Source organism: Pseudomonas sp. RT6P73 (assembly GCF_054897715.1).
Genome location: NZ_JBUBUV010000002.1, coordinates 4,007,059 through 4,019,463 on the forward strand (window position 1 = coordinate 4,007,059; position 12,405 = coordinate 4,019,463).

At 58.2% G+C, this 12,405-nt stretch carries 9 protein-coding genes; 5 read left to right on the forward strand and 4 right to left on the reverse strand.

Annotated elements, in window-relative coordinates; all coding sequences use genetic code 11:
* Window positions 1–3: 3 nt before the first annotated feature.
* The gene (locus tag ACYZT6_RS18755) at window positions 4–4,737 is read right to left on the reverse strand and encodes an NEL-type E3 ubiquitin ligase domain-containing protein (protein WP_462028164.1); all 4,734 of its coding nucleotides are present in this window, start codon (window positions 4,735–4,737) and stop codon (window positions 4–6) included.
* 365 nt (window positions 4,738–5,102) lie between these two features.
* Here ACYZT6_RS18755 and ACYZT6_RS18760 point away from each other — a divergent pair, with 365 nt between their 5' ends.
* The 4 genes from ACYZT6_RS18760 (at window position 5,103) to ACYZT6_RS18775 (ending at window position 10,398) form a co-directional block, all read left to right on the forward strand.
* A complete protein-coding gene (locus tag ACYZT6_RS18760) occupies window positions 5,103–6,875 on the forward strand; it encodes an N-acetylglutaminylglutamine amidotransferase (protein WP_462028165.1) in 1,773 nt (590 codons plus the stop codon).
* 3 nt (window positions 6,876–6,878) lie between these two features.
* The gene (ngg, locus tag ACYZT6_RS18765) at window positions 6,879–8,627 is read left to right on the forward strand and encodes an N-acetylglutaminylglutamine synthetase (protein WP_462028166.1); all 1,749 of its coding nucleotides are present in this window, start codon (window positions 6,879–6,881) and stop codon (window positions 8,625–8,627) included.
* A 160-nt stretch (window positions 8,628–8,787) separates the two neighbouring features.
* Window positions 8,788–9,978 carry an osmoprotectant NAGGN system M42 family peptidase gene (locus ACYZT6_RS18770; RefSeq protein WP_462028167.1) on the forward strand — a complete coding sequence of 397 codons (1,191 nt, stop codon included), beginning with the start codon at window positions 8,788–8,790 and terminating at the stop codon, window positions 9,976–9,978.
* Window positions 9,979–10,170: 192 nt separating this feature from the next.
* A complete protein-coding gene (locus ACYZT6_RS18775; protein ID WP_010461751.1) occupies window positions 10,171–10,398 on the forward strand; it encodes a YheU family protein in 228 nt (75 codons plus the stop codon).
* A gap of 5 nt (window positions 10,399–10,403) precedes the next feature.
* Here the strand turns inward: ACYZT6_RS18775 and csrA are convergent, their stop codons facing one another.
* The 3 genes from csrA to ACYZT6_RS18790 all read right to left on the reverse strand — a co-directional run bounded on the left by csrA (window position 10,404) and on the right by ACYZT6_RS18790 (window position 11,947).
* Complete coding sequence (gene csrA, locus ACYZT6_RS18780) at window positions 10,404–10,589, reverse strand: carbon storage regulator CsrA (RefSeq protein WP_131061343.1); 186 nt, start codon at window positions 10,587–10,589, stop codon at window positions 10,404–10,406.
* Window positions 10,590–10,734: 145 nt separating this feature from the next.
* Window positions 10,735–11,067, reverse strand: coding sequence for a YnfA family protein (locus tag ACYZT6_RS18785; RefSeq protein WP_131061342.1), 333 nt, complete (start codon window positions 11,065–11,067; stop codon window positions 10,735–10,737).
* Window positions 11,068–11,131: 64 nt separating this feature from the next.
* Window positions 11,132–11,947, reverse strand: a complete 816-nt coding sequence (locus tag ACYZT6_RS18790; protein ID WP_462028168.1) for an SDR family oxidoreductase — start codon at window positions 11,945–11,947, stop codon at window positions 11,132–11,134.
* Between the two features lie 279 nt (window positions 11,948–12,226).
* On the opposite strand from ACYZT6_RS18790, the gene ACYZT6_RS18795 reads away from it, so the two are divergent.
* On the forward strand, window positions 12,227–12,385 hold the full coding sequence (locus ACYZT6_RS18795; RefSeq protein ID WP_169858239.1) for a DUF3309 family protein: 159 nt from the start codon (window positions 12,227–12,229) through the stop codon (window positions 12,383–12,385).
* Window positions 12,386–12,405 lie beyond the last annotated feature (20 nt).

Here is a 12,405-nt window from a genome sequence, read left to right on the forward strand (position 1 = left end):
GACTTAACTGTCCGTAAACCTGCAAATCCCCAGGTCCGCAATTTTCAAGGCGTCCTGGGTCAAGCGCTCGAAAACGGCGTTCTCCGCGGCCTCTTTCTCGTCTTTGATCATCGAAACCTGATTGAGATAGTCACCTGTCGCCAGACTCTCGGCTTTATCGAACACTGCTTTCATCTTTGCCGGGTAGGTTTCGTTAAGAGAATCGAATTGTCGCGGGTAGTTGCGGCTCAGGTAATCCGTCCAGAACGGCTGACGAATCAAAAACCTCATGAGTGCCGGTGTCAGTTCGGCGGCTTTAATTTTTTGCTCAGCAGTATCGAGCATGGCTTGCGTCACGCCGCTCAACGATGCATAGCGCATATGCTTGGGTTGCCCCGGTAACTGGAAGGTTTCTGCCAACCCGGTTCGAAAGGCAAGACTGACTTCCAGTGGATCTGCTTTGGGTTCCTTCGCAATCTGAGTCTGGGCAATCTGCTCCAATTGATCGAGTCGAAACAGACCACGTCCCAGTTTCAATAGCTGCGCCGCGCTGGCACGCGAGGAGTTGGCCGGGTTAATCACTTTGCCCACTTCCACTGCAACTTCCATATGGCTGAAGTTAAGTGCCGCCGAATCCGTGCAGTTGATGGGATTGGCCGCCAAGCCGAATAGCTGCTCGCGCATCGAGGTATCGGCCTGGGCAGCGTCCAGCACGCTCCAGACTCGCCGGGTCATGTCCTCGCGCACATGTTCGGTATCGGCGGTATCACCCAGTTCTGCCAGCAAGTGAAGCAAGCCGGCGGAGGCAGGATCATCCTTTATGGCAGTCCAGGAAGCGGTCCGTGCGGGCGACGTCCGCCCCTGCGGCAACCACAGCTCCCGTGCCCGCTGTTCGTTCAATCGCTCGATGTCATCTTCGAGAAAGCCCATACCGATCCCGACCCGGTCGCGATAGGCCTTGAGCTGAGTGCGAGTGGCGCTGGAAAGCGGGTTCTTGCGCAGATTAAGTGTTTCACTGAATCGCCGGTTACTGCTGAACAACCACTCCGGTAACACCTTGATTTCGTTTTCCCGCAGATCGACCCAGTCGAGATTGGGCAGGCGCGCAAGATTTTTCGGTAGCTCAGTGGCGCACGTGTCTCGCAGCGACAAGGAACGCAAATCAAATAGCTTGCCGACATCCAGCGTGGCGCCGAGACGTCGATTGGCGTTCAGATTCAAGGTTTCAAGCGTACGCATTTCGGACAACTGCTTCAGAGTCGCCTCGGTCAATTGCAGATCATTGCTCGCCAGGCTGAGGTGCTTGAGATTGGGCATCGATGAAAGCACATCAGGCAGCCGGGTCAGCTTGTTGTCGTTCATCTCTAACGACTCAAGCTTTTTGAATGACTTGAGGAAGTCGGAAACATCATTGTCCAGATCCATGTTTTTGAGTGACAACGACTGCACATGATCGAAGTTCAGCTCGACAGGGAGTGTTGGAAATTTGCCAGAGCGCATTCCGTCGAGCTTTAAACCCGGCACCAAAATGCCCTTGTCATTGCGCACGAAAGACCCGCGCCGCCAACTCTGCTCTATAAGATCAGACACCTGCCTGCGGCTATGTTGACGCTCGGCTTTTTCTGAAATCAAGCTCAGGCCAGCGTCATCCTTGCTCCAGACATCGAGCCCCACTCGCAACAATTTCAACGCCTGCTTTCGCTGGCTTACTTCTTTCGCTCGTGTGAGATGATCGCTGCCCACCCCGTCAAGGAACGTGCGAACCTCAGCGTCGGAAAACTGGGGATAAAGTTTTTTGACCTGGCGGACCAGCGCCCGGGGGTGAGTCGAGGCAGGCACGGGGTCATCGGCTTGTAGACAGTCGGCCGTCGAAACCGGTTCTTCGAACGCCGCGCCAGACAACGCCCGCCCGGCGCTGGCTCGATCCTCAAGCCCTTTGCCCACCAGATCATTACGCAAGCGCCAGCCTTGGATTTCATCGAGAGTGGTGATGCCCATGGCGGTGCGCTGATTTTGCGGAAGTGCACGCAGCGTGGCGTGATAGAGACTGTTTGATCCTGAAGCAGCAGCGCCAAGCGATTTACCGTCGCTGCCAAATGCTTCGTGGCCGGTTGTCGTGCTGACGATGATCCGCTTGAGCGTCGCATCTTCTTTACCGGTGCTGGCCGATAACGTACCGCTCACCGAGCCTTCACGCAGCTCCAGACGCAAGTCATCACTCCAGCCGCGCAGCCGGGGCAGTAATTTAATGGCCAGTTTTTGAGTGTCGGCCTCACCGATCTCGGGTAAGTACAAGCCCGCCAATGCCCTGTCCAGACGCAGATTGGCCAACGTTTGCCGGACCCGCTGCGCCAATCCCATGGCGACACGGCCACTGGAGCGCAGATGCAGACGTTCCACGCTGGTGGACTGCGCAATCAACTCTTCAGCCAGGCCAACAGGAAGCTGCGGAAAAACGCTGCGTATTTTTTGCACATCACTGACGCTGCTCTGGTCGTAGCGCCGATAGAGATGCTTGAACGCCGACCTGCGATCGGCCTTGACCGCCGCCCCGAGTTTTTTTGCCAGCTCTTTGCTTTCGGTACCGCTGGCAACCTTTCTTCCCAGTAACGCATCGACCTCATCTGGATAGAGGCCCGCCGCTACCGTTTCAAGTAGCTCACCCTTGCTCAGTTGCGCTTCAGTCACTTCGACACTCAACTCTTCATCGTGCACCAGTGTCGATGAAGGGTACATCGCCGTGATTGTGCGCTCGCCGTCGAGTACCTCGATGTAGCGGTCCGCCGGCCAACCGGGCAAGGACGGTAATGTGTGCAATTGCGTTGGCACGTGACCGGCACTTTTCCAGTTGCCGTTTTCCATGTCCGAAATGAAGTCACTGAGTTGCTGCTCAATTCGGAAACGCTCAATGCAGTCCTTCAACCGGGCGGGCAGCCCCCTGTTCTCTTCACCCAGTTGATTCAACTGACTGACCGAGGTATCGGAGATTTTGCGGATGTGTTCCAGTTGCCCTTCATCGAGTGCGGCGAGTCGTGGATCAATGCGTTTCAATCCATAAAGACCGCTGCTCCATTCCTGGGGATGCTCATCAGCAAAACGCCAACCACCCTCGCCATTATGTTCGACCACTGGTGAAAAGGCTTCGCTGCGGGCGGGATGCTTGACGCGCCATTTGCCCATGGCTGAATCAAATGCAATTTCATAAGTAAATCCGTCGATCCTGGCGAAACGCTGCGCGCCAACCCGGTAGATTCCCTCGGCATCAGCGGTTACATCCGCAGCCGTGGTTTGTCGGTACGGCTCCACATCCGACTTCCACAGCCTGGGTTTACCCGCCGCATTGTTGATGGCGATGAAGTGACTGAAAAAATCCGGATGCGCCGCGACAGTACGCCTGACCAGTGAACCGATGGCCTTGGTGCCGGCCGCAAACGCCACCATCATTGCAATGTTTTCTGCCACATTGAGCAGATGAGCCATCGCGCCGGCCTTGTCATCATGGCGCCAGTCTTCAATGCCATCGCAAACCTCACCCAATAGCTGTCCAACGGCGACGCCCATCATCAATTGCCCCAGCACGGGTACAAACAGCCCGGCAATATTGGCGATCAGCAGGCCTGTTTCTTCGTAACCCAGCAGGCGCTTCTGGCGAACTTCGGCGTCCACCTCCGATGTCGGCACGGCCAATATCAACGCATCGCTTTTCATCTTCGTAACGTGGCTTTGATAAAGGAAGCTGAACAGCGTCGTGGGAATGGCTGGCGTATCGATCTTCCAGTCCTCCTGCTGTGCGAGCGACTTGAAAAAATCGGCCCTGTTGCCTTCATCGATGTAACCAGCAAAAAAGTCAGCGTAAGCGCTGATTTTCAATTGCTGGATCAGGTGCCACTTGAACAGCGCGAAGGTGGTGTACTCAAAAATCGGCCGGTTGGGGTCGTTCGGCATGTACACCACGCACGCGTCCACGGGATGGTCCTTGAGCGAACGCTTTGAAAAGATGACCACGCCCCAAAGACAGGCACCGAACAGCTCAAACCCTTGCATCTGAACCGGTGCGGTTTCGTAAAGGATCGGCTTTACGCCCGCTGCCGTCCCGGCACCGCTGGTGAGCTCCAGCCCTTGAAGCATCTGAAACGCCGAATCACCAATGTGCCCTTTCAAGTACGCGGTGTGCGCATCAACCTTCAGGGCGCTCGCCTTGAGCCGGCGAATATCAAGATCAAGCGCGGCAGGTTTGAAGGTTGCCTCGAAATGAGTCTGGTAACTGCGCCCCAGATCCAGATCGCGGCAAACCTTGGCAAACGCCATGGGTGTCAAACGGGGCACGCCACCTGGCGTTGAGGTCACACGGACAACCCCGCCCGCAGGAAGGCCGTCATCCTCTGCTTCATCCTCGGTGAAGTTATGCATGGCAGCCTCCAACAGGCTGCGTCGGGCAATCACTTTCTGCCTGGCAACATCGTCAGGTTCTGTTGATCCGGGGCACCCACAATCGAAACCCGGTAGTTCAACGCGATCCTGTTCAACATCGAATACGACGTTGTATTTCTGCGTCAGCTCCTCTGTCAGTTCAACGCGGCAGAACTCATGCAACGGCTTCAGTCGATCAAGCGTCGGTTGGACTTTCAGCTGACAGGCTTGAAGCTCACGCATGGCGGCTGCAAATGCCACGATTTTTTCCGGTGTTGCATCGGTGAGCCACGCGGGAAGAGTCTTGTGAAGCGATTCGGCTATTTCCAGATCGCCGGTCATCTGCATGAGGGCAGCGAGCTTGTCCGTGGCGGTGAACGGCTTGATAGCCGCTGTATCAGGGGCCTGCAGTGGCATACGCAACGTTCCTTATTGCATACAAGAGAGCCTCTAACGTAATGCCTTCGTTGCTTGCTGAATAACTCAAAATCCAAAGGTTTTCAGCGGTTTAAACAGCAGCATTCTCAATGAATAATCTAACTATTTACCGCACAGGGCCCGACGTTTCAGGTTAAAGGCGCAAGCCTGCACATTCCCTCTTATTACTTATCGATCTAAAACTCCCAGGATCCCACCGGGTCAGTTTCTGAGTACCCGCCGTTTTGGCCGGGTATCGATAAACCCTCCCCAACGGAAAAACCGGTAAGGACTTTATGTGCGGATTAGCTGGCGAGTTACGCTTTGATCATCAACCTGCGGACCTCGCGGCCGTTGAACGAATCACCCATCACCTGGCCCCTCGCGGCCCGGATGCGTGGGGCTTCCACAGCCAGGGGCCGATTGCCCTGGGCCACCGTCGCCTGAAAATCATGGACCTGTCGGACGGCTCGGCGCAGCCGATGGTCGACAACCAGTTGGGCTTGTCCCTGGCCTTCAACGGCGCGATCTACAACTTCCCGGAACTGCGCACCGAGCTTGAAAGCCTCGGTTATGCCTTCTATTCCGGTGGTGACACCGAAGTGTTGCTCAAGGGTTATCACGCCTGGGGTGAAGCGCTGCTGCCGAAACTCAATGGCATGTTTGCCTTCGCCATTTGGGAGCGTGATGCCAAGCGTCTGTTCATCGCCCGTGACCGTCTCGGCGTGAAGCCGCTGTACCTGTCGCGCACCGGGCAGCGCCTGCGCTTCGCCTCGGCGTTGCCGGCGTTGCTCAAGGGCGGGGACATCAACCCGATCCTCGACCCGGTAGCGCTCAATCACTACCTGAATTTCCACGCGGTGGTTCCCGCCCCGCGCACCCTGCTGGCCGGCATCGAAAAACTGCCGCCCGCAACGTGGATGCGCATCGAAGCGGACGGCACCACCGAGCAGAAAACCTGGTGGACCCTGCCCTACGGCCCACACGCCGACGAGATGAATCTGACACTCGAAGACTGGCGCGACCGTGTACTCGACAGCACTCGCGACGCGGTAGCGATTCGTCAACGGGCCGCCGTGGACGTCGGCGTACTGCTTTCGGGCGGTGTCGATTCGAGCATGCTGGTGGGGCTGCTGCGTGAAGTCGGCGTGGAAAACCTGTCAACCTTCTCCATCGGGTTTCAGGATGCCGGTGGCGAGCGTGGCGATGAGTTCCAGTATTCGGACTTGATCGCCAAGCACTACAACACCCAGCACCACCAACTTCGCATCAATGAAAGCGAGATCATCGAGCAACTGCCCGCGGCGTTCCGCGCCATGAGCGAGCCGATGGTCAGCCATGACTGCATCGCCTTCTACCTGCTGTCCCGCGAAGTGGCCAAGCATTGCAAAGTGGTGCAGAGCGGCCAAGGTGCGGACGAATTGTTCGCCGGTTATCACTGGTATCCGCAAGTCGATGGCGCGGACGATCCGTATGCGGCCTACCGCGATGCGTTCTTCGACCGCAGCTACGAGGATTACGCCGCCACCGTGCAACCGAAATGGCTGACGGCGAATGACGCCGCCGGTGACTTCGTGAAGGAACATTTCGCACAGCCCGGCGCCGATGCAGCGGTGGACAAAGCCCTGCGTCTGGACAGCACGGTGATGCTGGTGGACGACCCGGTCAAACGCGTCGACAACATGACCATGGCCTGGGGCCTGGAAGCGCGGACGCCGTTCCTCGACTATCGCCTGGTGGAATTGTCAGCCCGGGTGCCCGGCAAATTCAAACTGCCGGATGGCGGCAAACAAGTGTTGAAAGAAGCTGCGCGACTGGTCATTCCGAGTGAAGTGATCGATCGCAAAAAAGGCTACTTCCCGGTCCCTGGCCTCAAGCATTTGCAGGGCGATACGCTGAACTGGGTGCGCGAACTGCTGCTTGATCCCAGTCAGGATCGCGGCCTGTTCAACCCGGCCATGCTCGACCGCCTGCTGACCGATCCGCAAGGCCAGTTGACCCCGTTGCGCGGCTCCAAGCTGTGGCAATTGGCGGCGCTCAACCTGTGGCTCAGTGAACAAGGAATATGATCGATGAAACCTCACGCCACGGCGTATAGCCAACGCTTGTTGCGCGGTCAGGCGCCCTCTTACGAACGCTTGCAGGCGCGCCTGGCCGAAGACGGCAGTGAACTGGGCGCGGCGCCGATTGCCGTGCATTGCGGCTGGGGCCGATTGCTCATCGGCCATACCTTTCCCGATCCGGCGAGCCTGGCCCAGGAGCTGCTCAACGAGCAGACCGGTGAGCGCGACATCGCCCTGTACGTTGCTGCACCGCAGCAAGTGCTGGGACTGGAGCCGGCGCAGCTGTTTCTCGACCCGTCCGACACCTTGCGTCTGTGGTTCAGCGATTACCGTCAGTCAACCCGGGTGTTTCGCGGCTTTCGTATTCGCCGGGCCCAAAGCGAGACTGACTGGCAGGCGATCAATCAGCTGTACCAGGCGCGCGGCATGTTGCCGATCGATGCGAATCTGCTGACCCCGCGACATCAAGGCGGCCCGGTGTATTGGCTGGCCGAAGATGAAGACAGCGGCGCGATCATCGGCAGCGTCATGGGCCTCAATCATCACAAGGCGTTCAATGATCCGGAAAACGGCAGTAGCCTGTGGTGCCTGGCGGTCGACCCGCACTGTTCGCGACCAGGCGTCGGTGAAGTGCTGGTGCGGCACTTGATCGAGCACTTCATGAGCCGTGGGCTGAGTTACCTGGACCTGTCGGTTTTGCACGACAACCGGCAGGCAAAAAACCTTTACGCCAAGCTCGGTTTTCGCAATTTGTCGACCTTCGCCATCAAGCGCAAGAACGGCATTAATCAGCCGCTGTTCCTTGGCCCTGGCCCCGAAGCGGAGTTCAACCCGTACGCGCGGATCATTGTCGAGGAAGCCCATCGACGCGGGATTGATGTGCACGTCGATGACGCCGACGCCGGGATGTTCACCCTCAGTCATGGTGGGCGCCGGGTGCGTTGCCGCGAATCCCTGAGCGACCTGACCAGCGCCATCAGCATGAGCCTGTGCCAGGACAAAAGCCTGACGCACAAAGTGCTCAAGGCCGCCGGTTTGAACCTGCCCTCGCAGCAACTGGCCGGCAACGCCGATGACAATCTGGCGTTTCTCGACGAACACGAGCGGGTGGTGGTCAAGCCATTGGATGGCGAACAGGGCCAAGGTGTCGCGGTCGATTTGCGGACCATCGAAGAGGTCCAGCAAGCCATCGAAGCCGCCCGCCAGTTCGATAGCCGCGTGCTGCTGGAAAGCTTCCACGAAGGTCTCGATCTGCGGATTGTGGTGATCGGTTTCGAAGTGGTCGCCGCAGCGATTCGACGGCCCGCCGAGGTGGTGGGCGATGGTCAGCATTCCATCGGTGCCTTGATCGAAGCGCAGAGCCGACGTCGGCAGGCAGCCACCAGCGGTGAAAGCAAAATCCCGCTGGACCACGAGACCGAGCGCACGTTGCACGCGGCGGGTTATGACTACAACAGCATTCTGCCGGCCGGTGAGCATCTGTTCGTACGGCGTACGGCGAATCTTCATACCGGCGGCGTTCTTGAAGATGTCACGGCGATTTTGCATCCGACCTTGGTCGATGCCGCCGTACGGGCAGCGCGGGCGCTGGATATTCCAATGGTCGGGCTCGACCTGATGGTGCCTGCCGCCGATCAACCGGAGTACGTGTTTATCGAAGCTAATGAACGCGCCGGGCTGGCCAACCATGAACCGCAGCCGACGGCAGAGCGGTTTGTGGATTTGTTGTTTCCGCACAGTCAGCCGGCCATTTCTTAATCATGTGGTGTCTGGGCTGACGCCATCGCTAGCAGGCTAGCTCCCACAGTTGACCGCGTTCCAACTGTGGGAGCTAGCCTGCTAGCGATGGCGGCCTGACAGGCAACAAAAATTCTTCCTCATCGAAACCATCGATGCGCTCAACTCATCAGGAGTTTCCATGACCAGCAAAATTCCAGAACCAGATCTCAACTACCTGCAAAAAGTCCTGCTGGAAATGCTCGCCATTCCCAGCCCGACCGGGTTTACCGACACCATCGTGCGTTACGTCGCCGAACGGCTTGAAGAGCTGGGCATCCCCTTTGAGATGACACGGCGCGGCACGATCCGCGCGACCCTCAAGGGCAAGAAAAACAGCCCGGACCGTGCGGTCTCCGCTCACCTCGACACCATCGGCGCAGCGGTTCGCGCGGTGAAAGACAACGGACGGCTGACCCTGGCCCCGGTCGGTTGCTGGTCCAGCCGTTTCGCCGAGGGCAGTCGCGTCAGCCTGTTCACCGACAATGGTGTGATTCGCGGCAGCGTGTTGCCGCTGATGGCTTCCGGGCACGCGTTCAACACTGCCGTGGATGAAATGCCGATCAGCTGGGATCACGTCGAATTGCGTCTGGACGCGTACTGCGCCACCCGCGCCGACTGCGATTCCCTGGGGATCAGCGTGGGCGATTTCGTCGCCTTCGACCCGTTGCCGGAGTTCACTGAAAGCGGCCACATCAGCGCCCGTCACCTCGACGACAAGGCCGGCGTCGCGGCGCTGTTGGCGGCGATGAAAGCGATCGTCGACAGCGGTGAAGAGTTGATGATCGATTGTCATCCGCTGTTCACCATCACCGAGGAAACCGGCAGCGGCGCGGCGGCGGCCTTGCCTTGGGACGTCAGCGAATTCGTCGGTATCGACATCGCACCGGTTGCGCCCGGCCAGCATTCCAGTGAACACGCGGTGAGCGTGGCGATGCAGGATTCCGGCGGGCCTTACGACTATCACCTGTCGCGGCATCTGCTGCGACTGGCCAGTGAAAACGAGTTGCCGGTGCGCCGCGATCTGTTTCGCTATTACTTCAGCGATGCGCATTCGGCGGTCACCGCCGGGCACGACATTCGCACCGCCCTGCTCGCCTTCGGCTGCGATGCCACTCACGGTTACGAGCGTACGCACATCGACAGCCTGGCGGCTTTGAGCCGTCTGCTCGGCGCCTACATTCTGAGCCCGCCGGTATTTGCCAGTGATGCGCAGCCGGCGAAGGGCTCGCTGGACCGGTTCAGTCATCAGATCGAGCATGACACGCAGATGGAAAGCGATACGCGGGTGCCGTCGGTAGATAGCCTGGTTGGGCAGCGCTCGGATAGCTGACCCTGGCTTTTTCATCGTCTGAGGGATCGCCTTCGCGGGCAAGCCTCGCTCCTACAGGTTTGGCGTATCAACACATAACTGTAGGAGCGAGGCTTGCCCGCGAAGGCGTCAGATCAGGCAACACATCAGGTCCGGGCTAGCCGCAACCGATCATTCGCCGTAGCATCGCGCCATTGTTTACCCGAGGTGCCTATGCTGATTCCCTACGACCAACTTGAAGTCGACACCCTGACCCGCCTGATCGAGGATTTCGTGACCCGCGACGGTACGGACAATGGTGACGACACGCCGCTGGAAACCCGCGTTTTGCGTGTTCGCCAGGCATTGACCAAGGGGCAGGCGCTGATTGTTTTCGATCCGGACAGCGAGCAATGCCAGTTGATGCTCAAGCACGATGTACCCAAGCACCTGTTCGACTGAAGCGCTCAGCGACCTTTGGTTTTGGCCAGTTTGATCTGGATGCGATCGTAGACCTCGGCCCGATGCACATTGACGTTTTGTGGCGCTTCGACGCCGAAGCGCACGCTGCCTCCGTTGACGGCGATGATGCGCACTGAAATGTTGTCACCAATGGAAATCATCTCGCCCACAACGCGACTGAGTACAAGCATGGCATTCATCCTTCAGGGTTACCGGTCCTTGAAGATGCCCGTCGCACAGCCGCTCTTCAATGCAACGACGGCAAATCAGTCTCGCCCTACAGCGCTGGACGATCCTCCCTTACGGAAACGTCCGACAAATCCTTTGAGTGCTGCTTCAGGACGCGGAGAAACGCGGGCCGAACAGAATCACGCTGGCCCCAATCACGCACAGCGCCACGCCCAGCCAGTCCGAGCCCAAGGGGCGAATCCTCTCGACCACCGCCAGCCATCCGATCGACGCGACGATGTAAATGCCGCCATAGGCGGCATAGGCGCGACCGGCGTAAGTCGCCTCGACACGGGTCAGCAATAGCGCGAACAATGTCAGGCTGAGCAGCGCCGGCACCACCCACCAAACGCTTTTACCTTGACGCAGCCACATCCAGAAGGCGAAACAGCCGGCGATTTCGAACAGCGCCGCGAGGAAAAACCACAGGTAATTGAGCATGCAGATGTCTCGTGAGGATGGCCGGTTGCGGCCACCCTAACGACGGTGTTGCGCACGGGCAAGTTCAGCCTGCGTTTTGTTTGGCCTTGGCGCGCATTTTGTCGGCCATGGTGGTCATTTCGTTGTAGAGCAGTTGCGGGTTTTTCTGCTTGAGCGCCCAGGCCATGCGACCCTGTTCGTGGGGCAGGATCATGAATTCACCGGCGGCGACGTGCTCATAGATGTAATCGGCAATGTCGGTCGCGGTGATCGGCGAGCTTTCGAGCAATTTGCCGACCTGGGCTTTCATGGCCGGGGTCGGGCCGCGGAAGGAGTCCAGCAAGTTGGTCTGGAAGAACGACGGGCAAACCACGTGCACGCCCACTTCCTGCTGCGCCAGTTCGACCAGCAGGCTTTCGGACAACGCCACCACGCCGGCCTTGGCCACGTTGTAGTTGCTCATGGCCGGGCCTTGCATCAGGGCGGCCATCGACGCGATGTTGATGATCTTGCCTTTGCTTTTTTCCAGCAGCGGCAGGAAGGCCTTGCAGCCCTTGACCACGCCCATCAGGTTGATCGCGATCTGCCAGTCCCAGTCTTCCAGGGACAGTTCACTGAAGAACCCGCCCGAGGCCACGCCAGCGTTATTTACGATGACATCGATGCCGCCAAGTTTCTCTTCGCACGCTTGGGCGAAGGCCGTCAGCTGACTGTAATCGCGTACATCGCAACGCTGGATAAAACCGTCGCCGCCCGCGTCACGAACCAGTTTCAGGGTTTCCTGCAGACCGGGCTCACTGACATCCGACAAGGCCAGCTGCCAGCCTTCACGCGCCCAGCGCAGCGCGATTTCGCGACCCAGGCCTGAGCCCGCGCCAGTGATCATCATGCGATTTTGCATAGCAAACAGCCTTGTTGTTCCGGGGAAGATGCGCCGAGTGTAGCGAAGGACATTGCGCGACCCACGCTCCATCAGATTGCTGAATGGTCCGAGCAAACCGCGGGCGGGCCTCAATCAACTAACGCTGCAAAAACGAAATAAGGCTTTCTTCGAAAAACATTAAAAAAACTTGGAATTTTCTGACACTCGCGAGAGTCGGATTTTGTAAGCAGCTCGAGATTATTACAGTCCGGCTGACAGTTAAAAGCTAGGTCATTCCAGAACACTTCCAACAAGGAAATAGACATGGGCACAATTCTTATCGTAATTCTGATTCTCCTGCTGGTAGGTGGTTTGCCGGTCTTTCCACACTCAAGAAGTTGGGGTTATGGCCCGTCGGGTATCATCGGCGTGGTGTTGGTGGTGCTGTTGATTCTGCTGTTACTTGGCAAGATATAAAAATCCAGGTCAAAAAAAGA